Annotated in this window: 18 protein-coding genes; 7 read left to right on the top strand and 11 right to left on the bottom strand. The window is 68.1% G+C overall.

The genetic code is table 11. The features are described from left to right. Positions 1 to 250: 250 nt before the first annotated feature. Together RND78_RS20620 and RND78_RS20615 are read left to right on the top strand one after the other, a co-directional pair. Positions 251 to 2518: a YgiQ family radical SAM protein gene (locus tag RND78_RS20620; RefSeq protein ID WP_312731779.1), complete on the top strand. Its 2268-nt coding sequence runs from the start codon at positions 251 to 253 to the stop codon at positions 2516 to 2518. 129 nt (positions 2519 to 2647) lie between these two features. Further along, positions 2648 to 3103 carry an REP-associated tyrosine transposase gene (locus RND78_RS20615; RefSeq protein WP_312731778.1) on the top strand — a complete coding sequence of 152 codons (456 nt, stop codon included), beginning with the start codon at positions 2648 to 2650 and terminating at the stop codon, positions 3101 to 3103. A gap of 87 nt (positions 3104 to 3190) precedes the next feature. On the opposite strand, the gene RND78_RS20610 is transcribed toward RND78_RS20615, so the two are convergent. The 7 genes from RND78_RS20610 to urtA all read right to left on the bottom strand — a co-directional run bounded on the left by RND78_RS20610 (position 3191) and on the right by urtA (position 10544). After that, positions 3191 to 4045 carry a shikimate dehydrogenase gene (locus RND78_RS20610; RefSeq protein ID WP_312731777.1) on the bottom strand — a complete coding sequence of 285 codons (855 nt, stop codon included), beginning with the start codon at positions 4043 to 4045 and terminating at the stop codon, positions 3191 to 3193. Between the two features lie 4 nt (positions 4046 to 4049). After that, entirely contained in the window at positions 4050 to 4490 is a 441-nt protein-coding gene (aroQ, locus tag RND78_RS20605; protein ID WP_312731776.1) for a type II 3-dehydroquinate dehydratase, read from the bottom strand. 195 nt (positions 4491 to 4685) lie between these two features. Further along, on the bottom strand, positions 4686 to 5384 hold the full coding sequence (gene urtE, locus RND78_RS20600; RefSeq protein ID WP_312731774.1) for an urea ABC transporter ATP-binding subunit UrtE: 699 nt from the start codon (positions 5382 to 5384) through the stop codon (positions 4686 to 4688). A gap of 139 nt (positions 5385 to 5523) precedes the next feature. Then, complete coding sequence (gene urtD / locus RND78_RS20595; RefSeq protein ID WP_312731773.1) at positions 5524 to 6369, bottom strand: urea ABC transporter ATP-binding protein UrtD; 846 nt, start codon at positions 6367 to 6369, stop codon at positions 5524 to 5526. After that, entirely contained in the window at positions 6366 to 7418 is a 1053-nt protein-coding gene (urtC, locus tag RND78_RS20590) for an urea ABC transporter permease subunit UrtC (protein ID WP_409457091.1), read from the bottom strand. The genes urtD and urtC overlap by 4 nt, the downstream gene beginning before the upstream one ends. Positions 7419 to 7441: 23 nt before the next feature. Beyond that, positions 7442 to 9010, bottom strand: coding sequence for an urea ABC transporter permease subunit UrtB (gene urtB / locus RND78_RS20585; RefSeq protein WP_312731770.1), 1569 nt, complete (start codon positions 9008 to 9010; stop codon positions 7442 to 7444). Between the two features lie 259 nt (positions 9011 to 9269). Beyond that, positions 9270 to 10544, bottom strand: coding sequence for an urea ABC transporter substrate-binding protein (gene urtA, locus RND78_RS20580; protein WP_312731768.1), 1275 nt, complete (start codon positions 10542 to 10544; stop codon positions 9270 to 9272). A 301-nt stretch (positions 10545 to 10845) separates the two neighbouring features. Here urtA and RND78_RS20575 point away from each other — a divergent pair, with 301 nt between their 5' ends. Genes RND78_RS20575 through RND78_RS20565 form a run of 3 tightly spaced genes read left to right on the top strand, consistent with a single transcriptional unit; the run spans position 10846 to position 14453 of the window. Further along, positions 10846 to 11775, top strand: coding sequence for an NAD(P)-dependent oxidoreductase (locus tag RND78_RS20575; protein WP_409457089.1), 930 nt, complete (start codon positions 10846 to 10848; stop codon positions 11773 to 11775). 2 nt (positions 11776 to 11777) lie between these two features. Next, the gene (locus RND78_RS20570) at positions 11778 to 13295 is read left to right on the top strand and encodes an aldehyde dehydrogenase family protein (RefSeq protein WP_312731765.1); all 1518 of its coding nucleotides are present in this window, start codon (positions 11778 to 11780) and stop codon (positions 13293 to 13295) included. A 3-nt stretch (positions 13296 to 13298) separates the two neighbouring features. After that, positions 13299 to 14453, top strand: coding sequence for a M20 aminoacylase family protein (locus tag RND78_RS20565; protein ID WP_312731764.1), 1155 nt, complete (start codon positions 13299 to 13301; stop codon positions 14451 to 14453). Positions 14454 to 14472: 19 nt separating this feature from the next. Here RND78_RS20565 and RND78_RS20560 read toward each other — a convergent pair whose 3' ends face one another. Next, complete coding sequence (locus tag RND78_RS20560) at positions 14473 to 15375, bottom strand: LysR family transcriptional regulator (protein ID WP_312731762.1); 903 nt, start codon at positions 15373 to 15375, stop codon at positions 14473 to 14475. Positions 15376 to 15705: 330 nt separating this feature from the next. On the opposite strand from RND78_RS20560, the gene RND78_RS20555 reads away from it, so the two are divergent. Together RND78_RS20555 and deoC are read left to right on the top strand one after the other, a co-directional pair. Further along, the gene (locus RND78_RS20555) at positions 15706 to 17031 is read left to right on the top strand and encodes a DUF3100 domain-containing protein (RefSeq protein WP_312731760.1); all 1326 of its coding nucleotides are present in this window, start codon (positions 15706 to 15708) and stop codon (positions 17029 to 17031) included. A gap of 76 nt (positions 17032 to 17107) precedes the next feature. Continuing rightward, positions 17108 to 17785, top strand: a complete 678-nt coding sequence (gene deoC / locus RND78_RS20550; RefSeq protein ID WP_312731759.1) for a deoxyribose-phosphate aldolase — start codon at positions 17108 to 17110, stop codon at positions 17783 to 17785. Positions 17786 to 17874: 89 nt separating this feature from the next. On the opposite strand, the gene cobM is transcribed toward deoC, so the two are convergent. The 3 genes from cobM to cbiE all read right to left on the bottom strand — a co-directional run bounded on the left by cobM (position 17875) and on the right by cbiE (position 20860). Continuing rightward, positions 17875 to 18606, bottom strand: coding sequence for a precorrin-4 C(11)-methyltransferase (gene cobM / locus RND78_RS20545; protein ID WP_312731758.1), 732 nt, complete (start codon positions 18604 to 18606; stop codon positions 17875 to 17877). Next, positions 18603 to 19325: a cobalt-precorrin-6A reductase gene (locus RND78_RS20540; protein ID WP_312731757.1), complete on the bottom strand. Its 723-nt coding sequence runs from the start codon at positions 19323 to 19325 to the stop codon at positions 18603 to 18605. The genes cobM and RND78_RS20540 overlap by 4 nt, the downstream gene beginning before the upstream one ends. Before the next feature lie 332 nt (positions 19326 to 19657). Then, on the bottom strand, positions 19658 to 20860 hold the full coding sequence (gene cbiE, locus RND78_RS20535) for a precorrin-6y C5,15-methyltransferase (decarboxylating) subunit CbiE (protein ID WP_312731756.1): 1203 nt from the start codon (positions 20858 to 20860) through the stop codon (positions 19658 to 19660). Positions 20861 to 20902: the final 42 nt, after the last annotated feature.

Below are 20902 nucleotides of genomic sequence, written 5' to 3'. Positions count from 1 at the left end.
GTGAGGGGGAGCAGGGGCTATGGTAGCACTCCCGTCATCGAGGGCTTGGTCTTGGGGAGCATAGGTGGACAAGGCTGCGCCGTTGTCCATCCTACGGCTTGGCGTGTGGAGGGGCGTCCTCATCCCGGCCCGTTCCCTGAGGGAGAGGGGGAATAGCGGCCAAAGGCAATCGATGTCCGGGGGCTGAACTGGTCATTTTTTGTGCTATTCTTCGCGCCCTCCTGAAAACACCCCTTTCCCGGAAGCTGCCATGCAAGCCGCCACGCCGCTGTTCGACTATCCGAAATACTGGGCCGAGTGCTTCGGTCCGGCGCCGTTCCTGCCCATGAGTCGGGCGGAAATGGACCAACTCGGCTGGGACAGCTGCGACATCATCATCGTCACCGGGGACGCCTACGTCGATCATCCGTCCTTCGGCATGGCCATCATCGGCCGTCTGCTGGAGGCCCAGGGCTTCCGCGTGGGCATCATCGCCCAGCCGGCCTGGCAGTCGAAGGACGACTTCATGCAGCTCGGCGAGCCGAATCTGTTCTTCGGCGTGGCCGCGGGCAACATGGATTCGATGATCAATCGCTACACCGCCGACAAGAAGATCCGCTCCGACGATGCCTATACCCCGGGCAATGTCGCCGGCAAGCGCCCGGATCGCGCCAGCCTGGTCTATAGCCAGCGCTGCAAGGAAGCCTACAGCCACGTGCCGGTGGTGCTCGGCGGCATCGAGGCGTCCCTGCGCCGGATCGCCCACTACGACTACTGGCAGGACAAGGTGCGCCGCTCGATCCTGATGGATGCCACCGCCGACATCCTGCTCTACGGCAACGCCGAGCGGGCGGTGGTCGAGATCGCCCAGCGGCTGTCGCGCGGCGAGCAGGTCGAGTCCATCACCGATGTGCGTGGCACCGCCTTCATCCGCCGTGACACCCCCGCGGGCTGGTTCGAGGTCGACTCGACCCGCATCGACCGCCCTGGCCGCGTCGACAAGATCATCAATCCCTACGTCAATACGCAGGATACCGAGGCCTGCGCCATCGAGCAGGCCAAGGGTGAGGTCGAAGACCCCAACGAAGCCAAGGTAGTGCAACTGCTGGAAAGCCCGCGCATGACCCGCGACAAGACGGTGATCCGCCTGCCGTCCTTCGAGAAGGTGCGCAACGACCCGGTGCTCTATGCCCATGCCAACCGCGTGCTGCACCTGGAGACCAACCCGGGCAACGCCCGCGCCCTGGTGCAGAAGCATGGCGAGGTGGACGTCTGGTTCAATCCGCCGCCCATCCCCATGACCACCGAGGAAATGGACTATGTGTTCGGCATGCCCTATGCGCGGGTACCGCACCCGGCCTATGGCAAGGAAAAGATCCCGGCCTACGAGATGATCCGTTTCTCGGTGAACATCATGCGCGGCTGCTTTGGCGGCTGCACCTTCTGCTCCATCACCGAGCACGAAGGCCGGATCATCCAGAATCGCTCCCACGACTCGATCATTCGCGAGATCGAGGAGATGCGCGACAAGGTGCCGGGCTTTACCGGCGTGGTCTCGGACCTCGGCGGGCCGACCGCCAACATGTACCGCATCGCCTGCAAGGACCCGGAGATCGAGCGTCACTGCCGCAAGCCGTCGTGCGTCTTCCCTGGCATCTGCGAGAACCTCAATACCGATCACTCCTCGCTGATCGAGTTGTACCGCAAGGCGCGGGCGTTGCCGGGGGTGAAGAAGATCCTGATCGCCTCGGGACTGAGATACGACCTGGCCGTGGAGTCGCCCGAGTACGTCAAGGAACTGGTCACCCACCATGTCGGCGGCTACCTGAAGATCGCGCCCGAGCACACCGAGCGCGGTCCGCTGGACAAGATGATGAAGCCTGGCATCGGCAGCTACGATCGCTTCAAGCAGATGTTCGAGAAGTACACCAAGGAGGCGGGCAAGGAGCAGTACCTGATCCCCTACTTTATCGCGGCGCACCCGGGCACCACCGACGAGGACATGATGAACCTCGCCCTGTGGCTCAAGCGCAACGGCTTCCGCGCCGATCAGGTGCAGGCCTTCTATCCCTCGCCGATGGCCACCGCCACGGCGATGTACCACTCGGGCAAGAATCCGCTGCGCAAGGTCACCTACAAGAGCGACGGCGTGACCATCGTCAAGAGCGACCAGCAGCGCCGGCTGCACAAGGCTTTCCTGCGCTACCACGATCCCAAGGGCTGGCCGATGTTGCGCGAGGCGTTGGAGCGCATGGGTCGCGCCGACCTGATCGGTCCGGGCAAGCACCAACTGATCCCGGCCACCCAGCCGATGGGCGACGCCGGCTACCAGAGCGCCCGGCGCAAGAATTCCACCCCGGTGGGCAGCAAGAAGACCGGCACCGCGGGCGGGCGCATCCTCACCCAGCACACCGGTCTGCCGCCACGCGCCAGCGACGGCAGCAAGGCCTGGGACAAGGGCCAGGAAGGCCAGGCCGCCGGCTACGCCAAGGGCGGCCCGCGTAAGAAGTCGCGGCGCCAGCCGAATATGCCGCGGTAGGGTGTGGGATTTTGATCGCGGCCATGGGCCGCTCCTACGGGGTGTGATGCTTCTGTAGGAGCGGCCCATGGCCGCGATAAAGCTGCTAGAAATGCTTAGACTGTCGTTTTCATCTCTCAAAGACGAGCGATGTCATCACGTCATGCGGCGTTGCGCAGGGGCCGGGTTTCTTTGCCTGGCCAGTTGTATCTCCTCACCACTACCACCATCGAGCGGCAAACCATTTTTGCTGACTTCCAGATCGCCTGGGCCGCGGCGCGAACTTTCCACGATCCTCGTTTGCTGAGCGACGCCAAGCTACTCGCCTGGGTGCTGATGCCGGATCACGTGCATTGGCTGCTCGCATTGGGACAAAGGTTCACGCTGGACGAATTGGTCTTGCGCCTGAAGTCAGCCAGCGCGCGTAGGGTCAATGCGGTCCGAAAAGCCCAGGGTGCGATCTGGGCACCGGCCTATCATGACCATGCCTTGCGGGCGGAAGAGGATGTGCAGGGCGTGGCACGCTACATCGTCGCCAATCCGGTGCGGGCGGGGTTGGTGCGGCGGGTAGGGGATTATCCGTTTTGGGATGCGGTGTGGTTGTAGATCGTGCCATAGAGCTTTATCGCGGCCATGGGCCGCTCCTACAAGAGCATCCATCTCCTGTAGGAGCGGCCCATGGCCGCGATAGGGCTAGCCGCGCAACTCGGCGAAGTGGGCCTGCATGCGGGCGGCGTCGGCGGTGCGGCCGCTGAAGAGTTCGAAGGCCTTGACCGCCTGGAACACGGCCATGGTGCCGCCGTCCAGGGTGCGGCAGCCGAGGGCGCGGGCGTGGCGCAGGAGTTCGGTTTCCAGCGGGAAGTAGATGATCTCGGCCACCCACAGGTCGGGGTGCAGCAGCTCCGCCGGCAGCGGCAGGCCGGGTAGCTTGGCCATGCCCACTGGCGAGGTATTGACCAGGCCGTCGGCGGCGGCCACGGCGGCGGCCCGATCGGTACCGAGCGCGGCGCGACCGGGGCCGAAGTGCTGGGTCAGGTTGTCCACCAGGGCCTGGGCACGCTGGACCTCGACGTCGAAGATGAACAGTTGGTCGACACCCTCGGCAAGCAGGGCATGGGCCACGGCGCTGCCGGCACCGCCGGCGCCCAGTTGCACCACCAGGCGCTTGGCCACGTCCGGCAGGCCGCGGCGAAAGCCCTCGGCGAAACCCAGGCAGTCGGTGTTGTGACCGACCGCGCGGCCGTCGGCCAGGACCACGGTATTCACCGCGCCGATGCCGCGGGCCTCGGGGGAGAGGTCATCGAGCAGCGGGATGATCGCCTGCTTGCAGGGGAAGGTGATGTTGAGGCCGGTGAAGCCGGTGCGCTGGGCGGCCTGCAGCAGCTCGGGCAGGGCGTCGGCGGTGAGACCGAGGGCGTCCAGGTCGATCAGCCGGTAGAGATATCGGAGGCCCTGGGCATCGCCCTCGCGCTCGTGCATGGCGGGGGTCAGCGAGGCCTGGATGCCGGCGCCGATCAGGCCGGCGAGCACGGAGGTAGGTGCGGTCATGGAATCAGTTTCCCTGGTGTGCGATGAGCGCGGCGATGGCAGCTCGATAGCCCTGGCTGCCTAGGCCGCAGATGACGCCGACGGCGATGCCGGAGACATAGGAATGATGCCGGAAGGCTTCGCGACGATGCACGTTGGACAGGTGCACCTCGTAGACCGGCAGTTCGCAGGCCACCAGGGCATCGCGCAGGGCCACCGAGGTGTGGGTCCAGGCGGCGGGATTGATCACCACGCCGGCATAGGCGCCACGGGCCTGGTGAATCCAGTCGAGCAGTTCGCCTTCGTGATTGGTCTGGCGGAAGTCTACCTCGTAGCCACCCTCGGTGGCGCTGCGCTCGCACAGGCGGGCGACATCGGCCAGGGTTTCATGACCATAGGTAGCGGGTTCGCGGGTGCCGAGCAGGTTCAGGTTGGGGCCGTTGAGGACGAGGATGCGGCGGGACATGGAGGGCTTCTCTGTATTGTTGTTATGGCCGAAAACGGGTTCGGCGCTGCAGAGAAAATGTACCAGCCGGTTACTTTCGTCAATTGGCAGGAGATGGCCCACAGCGGAATCGTTCGATTATCGCCCTTGTTCGGGCCCGCGGTGGCGAGCGTCGCCGCGGTCAGCCGAAGACGACCACGGCGCCTTCGCGCAGGCTCAGATCGCCACCAGCCCGCGTACCCCCTCGGCTTCCATGTCGGCGCCGCGACCGCGCTGGACGATCTCGCCGCGGGACATCACCAGGTAGTTGTCGGCCAATTCGCTGGCGAAGTCGTAGAACTGTTCCACCAGCAGGATGGCCATGTCGCCGCGCTTGGCCAGATGGGCGATGACGGTGCCGATCTCCTTGATCACCGAGGGCTGGATGCCTTCGGTGGGCTCGTCGAGAATCAGCAGTCGCGGGCGGCTGGCCAGGGCACGGCCGATGGCCAGTTGCTGCTGCTGGCCGCCGGAGAGGTCGCCGCCGCGACGCTGGCGCATTTGCCGGAGCACCGGGAAGAGTTCGTAGATGAAGTCGGGCACCTCGCGGGCTTCCCGGGCGGGAAAGCGCGACAGGCCCATGAGCAGGTTTTCCTCGACGGTGAGGCGCGGAAAGATCTCGCGGCCCTGGGGCACGTAGGCGATGCCGGATTGCACCCGCTGGTGGGGTTTGCGCGCGGTGATGTCCTGGCCTTCCCAGGTGACGCTGCCACGCTTGGCCGGAATCAGGCCCATGAGACAGCGCAGCAGGGTGGTCTTGCCGACGCCGTTGCGGCCGAGCAGGCTGGTGACCTCGCCGATGGGGGCTTCGAAGGACAGGCCGCGCAGGATGTGGCTGCCGCCGTAGTACTGATGGAGTTCGTTGACCTGGAGCATGGGGGCCTCGGGGAGATTCTTTAATCGCGGCCATGGGCCGCTCCTACGGATAGGGTGCACGGCCCTGGCGGTTCGCCGATGTGACCGCTCCTGGTAGGAGCGGCCCATGGCCGCGATATGCATTCAATTCGGCGCGGCGCTAGCGCCCCAGGTACACCTCGATCACCTGTTCGTTGGCCTGGACCTGGTCCAGCGAGCCTTCGGCCAGGACGTGGCCCTGGTGCAGCACGGTGACGTGGTCGGCGATGCTGCCGACGAAGCCCATGTCGTGCTCCACCACCATCAGCGAGTGCCTGGGCACCAGCGACTTGAACAGCTCCGCGGTGAATTCGGTCTCGGCGTCGGTCATGCCGGCCACGGGTTCGTCGAGCAGCAAGAGCTGCGGCTCCTGTACCAGCAGCATGCCGATCTCGAGGAATTGCTTCTGGCCATGGGAGAGCAGCCCGGCGGTGCGCCCGCGGGACTCCTGCAGGCGGATGGTGCTGAGCACCTCTTCCAGGCGATCGTGCCGTTCGCCGGAGAGGCGGGCGCGGAGGCTGGCCCAGACGCCCTTGTCGGTCTTCTGCGCCAGTTCCAGGTTCTCCCAGACGGTCAGGGCCTCGAACACCGTGGGCTTCTGGAACTTGCGGCCGATGCCGGCCTGGGCGATCTGCACCGGTTGCAGGCGGGTGAGGTCCAGGGTCTCGCCGAACCAGGCGCTGCCGCGGTCGGGGCGGGTCTTGCCGGTGATGACGTCCATCATGGTGGTCTTGCCGGCGCCGTTGGGGCCGATGATGCAACGCAGTTCGCCGACGCCGATGTAGAGATTGAGGTCGCGCAGGGCCTTGAAACCGTCGAAGCTGACCTCGATGCCTTCCAGGCTGAGGATGGTGCCGTGGCGGGTGTCCAGGCCCTTGCCGGCGCGATGGCCGAGGCCGCTGGCTTCGCCGCCGATGCCGGGGTCGAGCACCTCGGCGGCCAGAGGGGGAACGGGGGCGACTTTCATGCGTCGCGCTCCTTCTTGATGAGGCCGATCACGCCACGCGGCAGGTAGAGGGTGACGACGATGAACAGGGCGCCAAGGAAGAACAGCCAGTACTCCGGGAAGGCCACGGTGAACCAGCTCTTGGCGCCATTGACGATGCCGGCGCCGAGCACCGGGCCGATCAGGCTGCCGCGTCCGCCGAGGGCGACCCAGATGGCGGCCTCGATGGAGTTGGTCGGGGCCATCTCGCTGGGGTTGATGATGCCCACCTGGGGTACGTAGAGCGCACCGGCCAGGCCGCAGAGCACCGCCGAGAGCACCCAGACGAACAGCTTGAAGCCACGCGGATCGTAGCCGCAGAAGGTCACCCGGTTCTCGGCGTCGCGGATCGCCGTGAGGATGCGGCCGAACTTGCTCTGCGCCAGGCGCCAGCCCAGCCAGAGACTGGCTACCAGCAGCGCCACGGTGAGGGCGAAGAGCACCGCGCGGGTACCCTGGGCCGCCACCGGGAAGCCCAGCAGGGTGGTGAAGCCGGTGAAGCCGTTGTTGCCGCCGAAGCCGGTCTCGTTGCGGAAGAACAGCAGCATGCCGGCGAAGGTCAGCGCCTGGGTCATGATGGAGAAGTAGACGCCCTTGATCTTGGAGCGGAAGGCGAAGAAGCCGAACGCCAGGGCCAGCAGACCGGGGGCGAGCACCACCAGGCACAGGGCCCAGAGGAAGTGGTCGGTGCCGGCCCAGAACCAGGGGTAGCTGGTCCAGGAGAGAAAGCTCATGAAGGGCGGCAGGCCATCGCCGGCGGCCTGCCGCATCAGGTACATGCCCATGGCGTAGCCGCCCAGGGCGAAGAACAACCCGTGGCCGAGGGAGAGCATCCCGGCGTAGCCCCAGACCAGGTCCAGGGCCAGGGCGACGATGGCGTAGCAGAGGATCTTGCCGACCAGGGTGAGGGTGTAAGCCGAGACCTGGAAGGGGTTGTCGGCGGGCAGCAGGAACAACAGCGGCAGGGCGATCAGCACGGCGAGGACCAGGCCGAGCACGGCCAGGCTCAGGCGCGGGCCGACCTTTTGCACGGCGGTAAGCGCGAGTGGCTGGTTCAATCGATGACCCTCCCCTTGAGGGCGAACAGGCCCTGGGGCCGTTTCTGGATGAACAGGATGATCAGGCCGAGGATGAGGATCTTGCCCAGCACGGCGCCGATCTGGGGTTCGAGGATCTTGTTGAGGATGCCCAGGCCGAAGGCCGCCAGCACGCTGCCGGCCAGTTGGCCGACGCCGCCCAGCACCACCACCAGGAAGGAGTCGATGATGTAGCTCTGGCCGAGGTCGGGGCCGACGTTGCCGATCTGCGACAGGGCCACGCCGCCGAGGCCGGCGATGCCGGAGCCGAGGCCGAAGGCGAGCATGTCGATACGCCCGGTGGGCACGCCACAGCAGGCGGCCATGTTGCGGTTCTGGGTCACGGCGCGCACGTTGAGACCCAGGCGGGTCTTGTTCAGCAGGGTCCAGGTCAGGACCAGCACGAAGACCACGAAGCCGAGGATGATCACCCGGTTCCACGGCAGCAGTAGGTTGGGCAGCACCTGGATGCCGCCGGACAGCCAGGCCGGGTTGGCCACCTCGACGTTCTGGGCGCCGAACAGCACCCGTACCGCCTGGATCAGCATCAGGCTGATGCCCCAGGTGGCCAGCAGGGTTTCCAACGGCCGGCCATAGAGATGGCGGATAACGGTGCGTTCGAGGGCCATGCCGATGGCGGCGGTGACCAGGAAGGCCATCGGCAGTGCCAACAGTGGATACCAGGCCAGCCACTCGGGCGCCAGGCGCTGCAGGGTCAGTTGCACCACGTAGGTGGTGTAGGCGCCGAGCATCAGCATCTCGCCGTGGGCCATGTTGATGACGCCGAGCAGGCCATAGGTGATGGCCAGGCCCAGGGCGGCCAGCAGCAGGATGGAGCCCAGCGACAGCCCGGTGAAGGCCTGGCCGAGTAGATCGCCCAGCAGCAGCTTGCGGTCTACCTGGGCAAGGCCCGTGGCGGCGGCCTTGCGGACGTCTTCGTTGGCTTCCACGGCGGGGTCGAGCAGGGCCTGCAGGCGGGTTTTGGCCTGGGGCTCGCCGGATTCGCCGAGCAGGCGCACCGCGGCCAGGCGCACCGCGGGGTCGGGATCGGTCAGTTGCAGATTGGCCAGGGCGGCGGCGAGGGCGGCCTTCACGTCCTTGTCCGCTTCGGTCTGCAGGCGTTTTTCCAGGAAGGGCCGCTGTTCGGGCTTGGCCTCCTGGCGCAGCGCCTGGGCGGCGGCCAGGCGCTGGGTGGCGTCACTGGAGAGCAGGCCGCCACTGGCCTGGGCAGCGCCGATGAGCACCCGCAGGCGGTTGTTCAGGCGGATCTGCTTGGGCGTGCCGGCGGGCGCGGCGGTCTCGCCTTCGGCGGCGGCGAAGGTGTCGCCGGTCTTGTAGAAGGGACGCTTGGCGTCGTCGACGTAGAGGCGACCGTCCTGCAGTGCCTGGAGCACCGGGAGCTGGGCGGGATCGGGCGCGGCGGCCCAGTCCTGCAGGAGTTTGGCCTGGTCGCTGGCGCTGGCGGCGGCGAGGTCGGCGGCGGGGCCGGCCTGGACGGTGCCGGCGAGCAGCAACAGCAGGGGCAGGAGGAAAAGGCGTAGGAACATGCGCGGCCTCGTCTAAAGGTAAAGGCTCCGGCGCAGCGACGTGGAGCGTGCGGCGCGGCTGGCCTCGTTTCTGGTGCCGGGTGCCTGGCGGCCATCACCCCGGCTTTTCCCGCAGGGAGAGGACGGAGCGGGGCGCTACCCTCACCCCAGCCCTCTCCCAGAGGGAGAGGGGGAAAGAGCAGCCTCACCCCGGAGCTCGGAGCTGCCGGTCTTGCTCCCCTCGCCCCTTGGGAGAGGGGCCGGGGGTGAGGGCGGCCCGTTACTTGCCGCTCTTCACCGGTTCGTCGGACTTCTTGTCGTTGCCGGGGATGTAGGGACTCCAGGGTTGGGCGCGGACCGGGCCCTCGGTCTGCCAGACGACGTTGAACTGACCGTCTTCCTGGACTTCGCCGATCATCACCGGCTTGTGCAGGTGGTGGTTCTTCTCGTCCATCTTCACGGTGTAGCCGTCCGGCGCGGCGAAGGTCTGGCCGGCCATGGCCACGCGAACCTTGTCGACGTCGGTGCTGCCGGCCTTTTCCACCGCCTGGGCCCACATGTGGATGCCGATGTAGGTGGCTTCCATGGGGTCGTTGGTCACGGCGGTCTGGTAGTTGGGCAGGTTCTTGGCCTTGGCGTAGGCCTTCCAGGCCTCGACGAACTTCTTGTTCGCCGGGTTATCCAGGGATTCGAAGTAGTTCCAGGCGGCCAGCTGGCCCACCAGCGGCTTGGTGTCGATGCCGCGCAGTTCTTCTTCGCCCACCGAGAAGGCCACCACGGGCACGTCGGTGGCCTTCAGGCCCTGGTTGCCCAGTTCCTTGTAGAAGGGCACGTTGGAGTCGCCGTTGATGGTGGAGACCACCGCGGTCTTGCCGCCGGCGGAGAACTTCTTGATGTTGGCGACGATGGTCTGGTAGTCGCTGTGGCCGAAGGGGGTGTAGACCTCTTCGATGTCCTTGTCCTGGATGCCCTTGCTGTGGAGGAAGGATCTCAGGATCTTGTTGGTGGTGCGCGGGTAGACGTAGTCGGTGCCCAGCAGGAAGAAGCGCTTGGCGCCACCGCCGTCTTCGCTCAGCAGGTATTCCACCGCCGGGATGGCCTGCTGGTTCGGCGCGGCGCCGGTGTAGAAGACGTTGGGCGACATTTCCTCGCCTTCGTACTGCACCGGGTAGAACAGCAGGCCGTTGAGTTCTTCGAAGACCGGCAGGACCGACTTGCGCGACACCGAGGTCCAGCAGCCGAAGGTGACGGCGACCTTGTCCTGGGTCAGCAGCTGGCGGCCCTTCTCGGCGAACAGCGGCCAGTTGGAGGCCGGGTCGACCACCACGGGTTCGAGCTTCTTGCCCAGGACCCCGCCCTTGGCGTTGATCTCGTCGATGGTCATCAGCGCCATGTCCTTGAGCGAGGTCTCGGAGATGGCCATGGTGCCGGAGAGCGAATGCAGGATGCCGACCTTGATGGTGTCTGCGGCGTGGGCGGCGCTCCAGGGAAACAGGCCGCTCATGAGCAGGGCGCTGGCGGCGAGGGTGGTCTTCAGTAGGGGGCGGCGCTTCATGCGAATGGCTCCTGGCGACGTGCGCTGTTGTTGGACTGGGCTCGGGGCCCGGCAGACGCCATTTCAGGATTTGTGCCAGCGGGCGGGCGAGCGCGTGGCGGCTGGTGGCGACTGGCCTGACCGAGTGTTCAGGAACAGCGGTGCGCACCACTTTGGGGCTTGTCTATGCACGCTTGTCGGGCTTTGCACGATGCTGGTGCCGAGAGTTTATCCGTTGCCTTTCGCGCAACACGAAAGACCGAATGCCGTATTGGTGGTGATGCCAGGCGCCTCCCATACTCGATCTCAAGGGCTGGCCAGAGTGCCGGTCGACCGTCATCCGCGAAGAGAGGAACAGGGCATGGGCAGGCAGGTCGGGGTCATCGGACTCGGCAACATGGGCGGTAACATGGCGATCACCCTGGCGCGCAAGGGCGTGCCGGTCATCGGGCTGGACCCCTCCAGCGCGGCCTGCGAGCGGGTCGCCGCCCAGGGCGTGGCCGTCGCCGGCGACCTGGCCGCCCTGGCCGCCAGCAGCGACGTCATCGTGCTGTCGCTGCCCAAGGCCGAGCACGTCGAGGCCGTGTGCCTGGGCGAGGCGGGCCTGGTCAGCCGCGTGCGGCCCGGCACCGTGGTGGTCGACACCACCACCTCCACCCCCGAGACCAGCCGCCGGGTGGCGGCGGCCTTCGCCGAGGTCGGCGCCGACTTCCTCGATGCCCCGGTCTCCGGCGGTCCGGCCGGTGCCGCGGCCGGCACCATGACCATGGTCATCGGCGGTAGCGAAGCGGCTCTGGCCACGGCGCTGCCGGTGCTGGAAGCCATGAGCGCGACCCGGGTGCACGTTGGTGCCGTGGGCGCAGGCAACATCGCCAAGATCGCCAACAACCTGCTGGCCGCGGCGCACCTGATCACCACCGCCGAGGCGGTGACCATGGCCGCACGCGCTGGCGTGGCCCCGGAAAAGCTGATCGAAGGCATCAACGCCGGTTCCGGCCGCAGCGCCGCCAGCCAGGCCATGTTCCCCACCTGGGTACTGAACAAGGCCTACGACTCCGGTTTCACCATGGGCCTGATGCGCAAGGACGTGGGCCTGGCACGCGACCTCATCGCCGAACTCGGCCTCGACCTGCCACTGGCCACGGCCACCGCCCAGGCCTGGGCGGCCAGTGCCGAGACCCTGGCCGATGGCGAGGATTTCTGCGCCATCGCCCGACGCACCAGCGAAGACCTGTTCGGCAAGGGGGAATGATCATGATGAACGCCAAGACGCTGGAATTGCTCAAGCCCTTCTGGGGCGACCGCCAGCAGGTCGCAAGCTTTGTGGACGGTGCCTTCGTCGACGGCAGTGGCGAGCGGATCACCGTGCGCAACGCCCATGACGACAGCCCCGCTTATAGCTATCCCGATGCCGACCTCGCCGTGGTCGAGCGCGCCGATGCCGCCGCCCGCCGGGCGCGCGAGGAGTGGCGGTCCCTGACCGCCCAGGCGCGCGGGCGCATCATCTATAAGGTAGGGGCGCTAATCCGCGAAGAGGCCGAGGTCCTGGCGCAGCTGGAATCCCAGACCGCCAACAAGCCGATCCGCGATGCCCGCGTCGAGGTGCTCAAGGTCGCGGAGATGTTCGAGTACTACGCCGGCTGGGCCGACAAGCTGCACGGCGAAGTCATCCCGGTGCCCACCAGCCACCTCAACTACGTGACCTACGAACCCCTGGGCACGGTGCTGCAGATCACTCCCTGGAACGCGCCGATCTTTACCGGTGGCTGGCAGATCGCCCCGGCCATCACCGCCGGCAATGCGGTGATCCTCAAGCCGTCCGAACTGACCCCGGTGACCTCGTTGCTGCTCGGCGTGCTGGTGGAACGCGCCGGTGCGCCCAAGGGCCTGGTCAACGTCCTCGCCGGCCAGGGCCATACCGTCGGCCAGCAGGTGATCGCCCACGCCGATATCCGCAAGGTGGTCTTCGTCGGCTCGCCGGCCACCGGCCGCCACATCGCCGCCGCCGCGGCCCAGCGCTGCATCCCGGTGGTACTGGAGCTGGGCGGCAAGTCGGCCAACATCGTCTTCGAGGACGCCGACCTGGACCTGGCCGTGCGCGGCGCCCAGGCGGCGATCTTCTCCGGCGCCGGCCAGAGTTGCGTCTCCGGTTCGCGACTGCTGGTGCAGGAATCCGTCTACGAACGCTTCATCCAGGCGGTGGCCCGCGCCGCCAGCCAGTTCAAGGTCGGCGATCCCAGCGATCCCGAGACCCAGATCGGCCCGATCCACAATGCCAAGCAATTCGCCCATGTGCGGCGGATGGTGGAAGGTGCCCTGGGCGAGGGCGCCCGGCACGTGGCCAATGGCGTCGAGCCGCTGCCGGCCGGGACCGGCTACTACGTCAACCCCACGGTGCTGGCCGGCCACAACGGCCTGGCCTGCGCCCAGGAAGAGATCTTCGGGCCGGTGGTGGTGGCCATTCCGTTCAAGGACGAGGCCGAGGCCATCCGCCTCGCCAACGACAGTCGCTTCGGCCTGGCCGGCGCGGTCTGGACCCGCGATGTCGGTCGCGCCCACCGGGTGGCCCGCGGCGTACGCGCCGGCACCTTCTGGGTCAACGGCTACAAGACCATCCACGTCAGCTCGCCCTTCGGCGGCTACGGCGAGAGCGGCTATGGCCGTTCCTCCGGTCTCGACGCCCTGCGCGAATACAGCGAGGTGAAGAGCGTCTGGGTGGAAACCGCGGCCGTGCCCGCCGCCAGCTTCGGCTACGGCGCCAGCCTGGAGTAACGAATGACTATCCACCAAGCCCTGTTGGACGATGCCCGCCGCTGGCGGCGCGACTTCCATGCCCATCCCGAGCTGGGCTTCGCCGAGCACCGCACCGCGGCACGGGTGGCCGAACTGCTCGAAGGCTTCGGCCTGGAGGTCCATCGTGGCCTCGGCGGCACCGGCGTGGTCGGGGTATTGCGCCATGGCGAGGGCCCCAGCCTGGGGCTGCGCGCCGACATGGACGCCCTGCCGATGCAGGAGGTGGGTGACGTTCCCCACCGTTCCACCGCCGCCGGGCGCATGCACGCCTGTGGGCATGACGGCCACACTGCCATCCTGCTGGCCGCGGCCCGCCACCTGAGCGAAAGCCGTGACTTCCGCGGTACGGTCTACTTCGTCTTCCAGCCTGCCGAGGAGAATCTCGGCGGTGCCCAGCGGATGATCGAGGAGGGCCTGTTCGAGCGCTTCCCGATGGATGCCATCTATGGCCTGCACAACTGGCCGGGACTGCCGGCCGGGCAGGTGGTGGTCAATCCGGGGGCGATGATGGCCTCCCTGGACACCTTCGCCATCACCCTGACCGGCCAGGGTTGCCACGCGGCCATGCCCGAGCGCGGGCGCGATCCCATCGTCGCGGCGGCGGATCTGATCCTGCAGCTGCAGACCATCGTCGCCCGGCGCATTTCGCCGCTGGCGTCCGCGGTGGTGAGTGTGACGATGATGGAAGCGGGGGAGGCGATCAACGTCATCCCCGAGGTGGCGCGGCTCAAGGGCACGGTGCGTTGCCTGGATGGCGCGGTGCGCGCCGAGGTGGAGCGGCTGATCGGCGAGATCGTCGCCCAGGCGCCACTGGCCCAGGGTGTGCGCGGAGAACTGGAATTCACCCGGGGCTATCCGGTGACCCGGAACCATGCCGCCCAGGCGGCGCGAGTACGCGAGGCTGCCGTGAAGGCCTTCGGTGCCGAGCGGGTCAGCGACGGCGTACCGCCGTCCATGGCTTCCGAGGACTTCGCCTTCATGCTGGCGGCACGGCCGGGGGCCTATCTCTGGCTGGGTGTCGACGGCGAGCAGCCCTCGGCGCCGCTGCACAACCCGGCCTACGACTTCAATGACACCATCATCGAGCCGGCGGTCAGGCTATGGGCGGAGTTGGTGCGTCAGGAACTGCCCCTTTAGGGACCGCTTCAGTGGCGGCTCAGCGAAAGGCAGTCATCTGCTGCACCAGGCTCGCTCTGAGTTCGTCCGCGGCGCGGCTGAGCTTGCGCCCCAGGCGGGTGACCAGCTCGACGTGGGCGCGGGCGAAGCCCGGATCGGCCAGGGGCAGGGCGCGCAGGGCGCCGCTATCCAGCTCCTGGGTGGCGGCGAACAGCGGCAGCAGGGTCACACCGCCTTCGCGCGCATAGTGCTTGAGCAGGGCGAAGGTATTGCAGGTGAGCGTCGGTGCCAGGCGCTGGCCGGCGGCCTGCTCCACGGCATCGAGCATCTGGCGGATGCCGTAGGAAATCTCCGGCAGCGCCAGGCGGTGCCGGTCCAGTTCGTCCAGGCTCACCGGGCCTCGCGCCTCGGCCAGCGGATGCTCCGGGGCCACCAGCGCATAGAGCGGCTGTGCCCGGCTGCCGTGCACCCGCAGGTGGGGATCGCGCGGTGGATTGAACACCAGTCCCAGGTGCGCCTCGTCCTCCACCACCTGGCGGATCACCTCGTTGGTGCCCACCACGTTGACCCTTACCTCGATGTCCGGATGCCGCGCGGAAAATTCGCCCAGGCTGCACGACAGATCGCCGATGAAGCCCTCGCCGATGGCCAGCACCACGTTGCCGGTACGCAGCCCCTGAAGGTCGGCGATGGCGTCTCTAAGGCCGTCGAGCTGGGTCTGGCGCTGGCGGAAATAGTCCAGCACCAGGCGGCCGGCCTCGGTCGGGGTGATGCCGCGGCGGTGTCTTTCGATGAGATCGACGCCCAGTTCCGCCTCCACCTGGGCGATCTGCCGGCTGACCGCGGAAGGGGCGATGTCCAGGGCGTCGGCGGCAGCGCGTACGCTGCCCAGACGCACCGCCTCGACGAAATAATGCAAGCGCTGTTCGTGAATTCCACGCATCCGTGTATTCTCGTAAAGGCAACGGAAAAGGCCATTTCCAGTATTGGAGAGAGAACAGGGCGCTGTCCATACTCGGTCCAAACCACGGCCGCCCCGGCCTGGACGAGGCCCGCGACCTAGAGGCCCAGAGCGGCGGAATATCCGTTGGAAGACGGCGTTCTCCCCGGCGCTTGCGCCGCTGGCAAACCTCCGTGCGACCTCGACCAGCCGCTCTAGAACGGCCGGGTCATGCTCCCTCGTGGAGCCTTCGCTTCTGCCCAGCGAGCCATAGCGCTTGCGTCTGCCAACCATACCTACAACCGAGCCCACGAGTGGGCCGCAGGGGGAAGAATGAGTGCCCATCCGACTCTGGCCGTCGGCCAGGACCGCGCGGTCAGCGATACCGTGAAACTCTATGTCTGGGCGGCGGTAGCGCTGCTGATCGCCGAGCTGGTCGGCGCCATCAGCATTCCGCTGGGGCCGGGCAAGGTGGTCCTGCTGCCGATGATCTGGGCACTGTTGCTGGGCGCCGCCGTCGGCCTGGCCAGCAAGCGCCTGCCCCAGGGCATGGCCATCGGCCGCGCGGCCCAGGTGCGCTCGGCGGCCATCCTGCAATACGCCCTGCTGATCTTCATCGCCAAGCTCGGCCTGGTGGTGGGTGGCTCGCTGCCCACGGTGATCGCCGCGGGCTGGGCGCTGGCCTTCCAGGAGCTGGGGCATTTCGTCGGCACCATCCTGCTCGGCCTGCCGGTGGCGCTATTGCTGGGCATCAAGCGCGAGGCCATCGGCGCCACCTTCTCGGTGGGTCGCGAGCCGAGCCTGGCGATCATCGGCGAACGCTACGGCATGGATTCCCCGGAAGGGCGTGGCGTGCTCGCCGAGTACCTCACCGGCACCCTGATCGGCGCCGTGTTCATGGCCATCGTGGCCGGCTTCATCGCCAGCCTCAACCTCTTCCATCCCTATTCCCTGGCCATGGGCTCCGGGATCGGCTCGGGCAGCATCATGGCCGCCGCGGCCGGTGCGGTGGCTGCCCAGCAGACCCCCGAGGTGGCCAAGCAGGTCATGGCGCTGGCCGCCGCCGCCAACCTGATCACCACCACCCTGGGCACCTATTTCACCCTGTTCATCTCCCTGCCACTGGCGGTCTGGGGCTATCGGGTCCTGGAGCCGCGCATCGGCCGTACCACCAGGGCGTCCTTCAGCCAGAGCGCGGTGGATGAGACGGTGGTGGACGAGCCGGTGGAACTGGGTTGGTCGGGACGCCTGAGTGCCTGGCTGGCCGCTGCCGCCCTGGCCCTGTTGAGCACCTTCGTGGCCACCAAGGCACTGCCGGCGGCCGCCTTCACCGCCGCGGCGCTGCTGATCGCCGCGGCCTTCGTCGGCGAGCTGCTCTGCCAACTGTTCCGCCGCAAGGTGCCGGCGGTGTGCTGGGTGTCGCTGGTGGCCATGTTCCTCACCTCGCCCTGGTGCCCGCTGGCGCCGCAGATCACCGCCGCTTCCAACAGCGTCGGGGTGCTGGCGGTGATCACCCCCATGCTGGCCTTCGCTGGCCTGTCCATCGCCAAGGACATCCCCGCCTTCCGCCGCCTCGGCTGGCGCATCGTGGTAGTGTCCCTGACCGCGAGCTTCGGTACCTTCATCGGCGCGGTGTTCATTGCCGAGCTGTTCCACTGATGAAGGCACGCCTGGTCCCGGTCGCCGTACCGGGGCCGGGCGTCCATACTGCAGCCTCCACTCCCTGGAGGTTTCCATGCAGCTCGATGCCGCTTCGCTCGCGTCCCATATCGATCACACCCTGCTCGCCGCCGATGCCAGTCGCGCGCGCATCGCCCAGCTGTGCGCCGAGGCCCAGGCCCACGGCTTCTATTCGGTGTGCGTGAATTCCGGCCAGGTCCCCTATGCGGCCGAGCAACTGGCTGGCAGTGCCGTCAAGGTCTGCGCGGTGGTGGGCTTTCCGCTGGGCGCCGGGTTGAGCGCGGCCAAGGCCTTCGAGGCCGAGCAGGCCATTGCCGCCGGGGCCGGGGAGATCGACATGGTGCTCAATATCGGCTGGCTCAAGGATGGCCTGCTGGACGAGGTGTCCGCCGACATCGCCGAGGTGTTGGCCGCCTGTGGTGAGGTGCCGCTCAAGGTGATCCTGGAAACCGGTCTGCTCGACGATGAGCAGAAGCGCCAGGCCTGCCGGATCTGTCGCGATCTCGGGGTGGCTTTCGTCAAGACCTCCACCGGTTTCGGCCATGGCGGTGCGACCCTGGACGACGTGCGGCTGATGCGCGAAGAGGTGGGGCCGGAAATGGGGGTGAAGGCCTCCGGTGGCGTGCGTGACCGCGCCACGGCCCTGGCCATGCTGGAGGCCGGCGCGACCCGCCTGGGGACCAGTTCAGGGGTGGCCATCGTCAGCGGTGGCGAGGGTGGGGCGGGGTATTGAGGTCCCGGCCTATCGCGGCCATGGGCCGCTCCTACAGAGCATGGTGCTTTTGTAGGAGCGGCCCATGGCCGCGATAAGCCCAAAGGTGGCTACCCCGGCCCCTGCCGATACAGCTTGGAATCCTGGAAGTCTCCCGGCGCCAGCACCTCGCCGACCAGGATCAGCGCCGTGCGGCGGAAGTCCTTGTCACTTGCCCGTTCGACGATGTCGGCCAGGGTGCCCCGGACGCTGTCCTGGTCCGGCCAGCTGGCGCGGTGGACGATGGCCACCGGGCAGGCGGGGCCATAGTGCGGCAGGAGGTCGGCGACGATGCGCTCCAGCTGGCCGACGCCGAGGTGGATGGCCAGGGTCGCGCGATGCCGCGCCAGGTCGGCCAGCGCCTCGCCTTCCGGCATGGCCGTGCGACTGGCATAGCGGGTGAGGATCACCGTCTGGCTGACGCCGGGCAGGGTCAGTTCGCAGCCCAGCAGGGCGGCGCAGGCGGCGGTGGCGGTGACGCCAGGGACGATCGCGTAGGGAATGCCCAGTGCCTGCAGGCGGCGGATCTGCTCGCCGATGGCGCCGTACAGCGAGGGATCGCCGGAGTGCACCCGGGCCACGTCCTGGCCGCGGGCGTGGGCGGCGGCCAGGTGACCGACGATGGTATCCAGGTCCAGGTGGGCGGTGTCGATCACCGTCTCGGCGCCATGACCCTCCAGCACCGCGGGCGGCACCAGGGAACCGGCATAGAGGATCACCGGGCACTGGCGGATCAGCCGCTGGCCCTTGACGGTGATGAGGTCGGGATCGCCGGGGCCGGCGCCGATGAAATGGACGGTCATGGGGTTTCCTCGGCGAGAGCGGCGAGCAGGTCGGCGACGCCAGCGAATTCACGGTCGACGGTGGGCAGAGCGGGGCGGCGCAGGATCAGCACCGGCAGGCCACGCTCGCGGGCCACCTGCAGCTTGGGCTGGGTAGCGGCGCTGCCGCTGTTCTTGCTGATCAGTACGTCGAAGTCACCCTCGGCGAAGAGCGTGCGCTCGGCTTCCAGGGCGAAGGGGCCACGGTCGGCGATGATCCTCGCCCGCTCGGCACCGGGGTGGTCGTCGAGCAGGCGCAGGGTCCAGAACTGCTGGGCGGGGATCTCGCCCAGGTGTTCCAGGGGTTCGCGCCCGAGGGTGAAGAAGGGGCGGACGAAGGGTGCCAGGACCGCCTGCAGCTCGGTCCAGTCGGCCACTTCGCGCCAGTCGTCGTTCGGTCCGGCCTGCCAACCGGGGCGGCGTAGCGCCCAGCAGGGGATGCCGGCACGGGTCGCGGCCTGGGCGGCGTTATCGCTGATCCGGGCGGCGTAGGGATGGGTAGCGTCCAGCAGCAGGTCGATGCCTTCACGGCGAAGAAAGGCGGCCAGCCCCTCGGCGCCGCCGTAGCCACCGACCCGCACCGGGCAGGGTAGGTCCTGGGGTACGCGACCGAGGCCGGCCAGGCTGTAGAGGGCGTCCGCCGGCAGCGTGCGGGCGATGGCCAGGGCCTCGGTGGTGCCGCCGAGCAGGAGGATCTTCACCGGGTTGCTCCCAGCAGGGCGCCGAGGGTTTGGTTAGGCATGGCGCGCCCTCACCCCCGGCCCCTCTCCCGGAGGGAGAGGGGAGGGAGAGCGGTGCTTGGCGTCGAGTCGGGGAGCAGGACGGCTAGTCTCGCTGTTGAGCAGCGCAGTGGGCGTCAGCCCGGACGCCAGACGTCCAACCCTCCACCGAACCACCCCCTCTCCCCCACGCGGAGAGGGTTGGGGTGAGGGGGCAAGGCGCCGCTCACTACCTTCATGGATGAAAAGGGCGTATCCAACCACCCCCGCTCCCCACGGGGAGAGGGCTGGGGTGAGGGGGCCAAGACCAACATTCACGACTTGACCACCTCCAATAGGGTGATAGGCAGCGCCGCGCGCCAGGTGTCGAAGGCGCCCAGCGGCTGGGCCTGGGCAACCTGCAGGCGGGTCAGGTCGCCGCCGTGGCGCTCGCGAAAGGTCACCAGGGCGGCCTCGGTCTGCAGGGTCACGGCATTGGCGACCAGGCGTCCGCCGGGCTTCAGCGCGGCCCAGCAGGCGTCCAGCACCCCGGGCGCGGTGAGGCCGCCGCCGATGAAGATGGCGTCCGGGCTGGCCAGGCCGGCCAGGGCCTCCGGCGCCGGGCCGGCCACCAGCTGCAGCGCGGGCGCGCCGAGGTGATCGCGGTTATGGAGGATATAGGCCTGGCGTCCGGCGTCGGCCTCGATGGCCAGCACCCGGCAGCGGGGATGGCTGCGTGCCCATTCGATGCCGATGGAGCCACAGCCGGCGCCCACGTCCCACAGCAGTTCGCCCGGTCGCGGTGCCAGGCGCGCCAGGGTCACGGCGCGCACGTCTCTCTTGGTCAACTGACCGTCGTGACGATAGGCGCTGTCTGGTAGACCGGGGGTGAGCGGCAGACCGGGCTCACCGGTCTCGCTCAGGACCTCGATGGCGACCAGATTGAGCGCGGCTGCTTCCGCCAACGACCAGTCCTGGGCCCGGCCGGCGATCCGTCTTTCCAGGGGGCCGCCCAGGTGCTCCAGCACCTGCAGCTGGCTGGCGCCGAAGCCTTGCTCCACCAGCAGGGCGGCCAGGGCGGCGGGACTGCGGCCGTCATTGCTCAGCACCAGCAACCGTGCACCAGGATGCAGATGGCGCACCACGGCGGCCAGGGGTCGGGCCACCACCGACAGTAGCGCCACCTCCTGCAATGGCCAGCCCAGTCGGGCGGCGGCGAGGGAGTAGGAGGAGGGGGCTGGCAGTACCTGCAATTCGTCGGCCGACAACTGGCGCGAAAGACTCGCACCGACCCCGAACAGCATGGGGTCGCCGCTGGCCAGCACGCACACCGGGGTGCCGCGGCGGGCCAGCACCGGGGCCAGGGCGAAGGGCTGCGGCCAGGGCTCGCGGTTGGCGCGGATACAGGGGGGCAGCAGGGCCAGGTGGCGCGGGCCGCCGATGACGACCTGCGCCTCCAGCAGGGCGCGGCGGGCCTGCTTGCCGAGGCCTGGGTAGCCGTCTTCGCCGATACCCACCACGGTCAGCCAGGGAATCATGAACAAACCTCATCGAACGTCTGCCGACCGGGCGTTTTCAAG

It is taken from the genome of Pseudomonas oryzihabitans (assembly GCF_032027545.1).
Lineage (GTDB): Bacteria > Pseudomonadota > Gammaproteobacteria > Pseudomonadales > Pseudomonadaceae > Chryseomonas > Chryseomonas oryzihabitans_F.
This window is presented reverse-complemented; position numbering and strand designations above follow the sequence as displayed.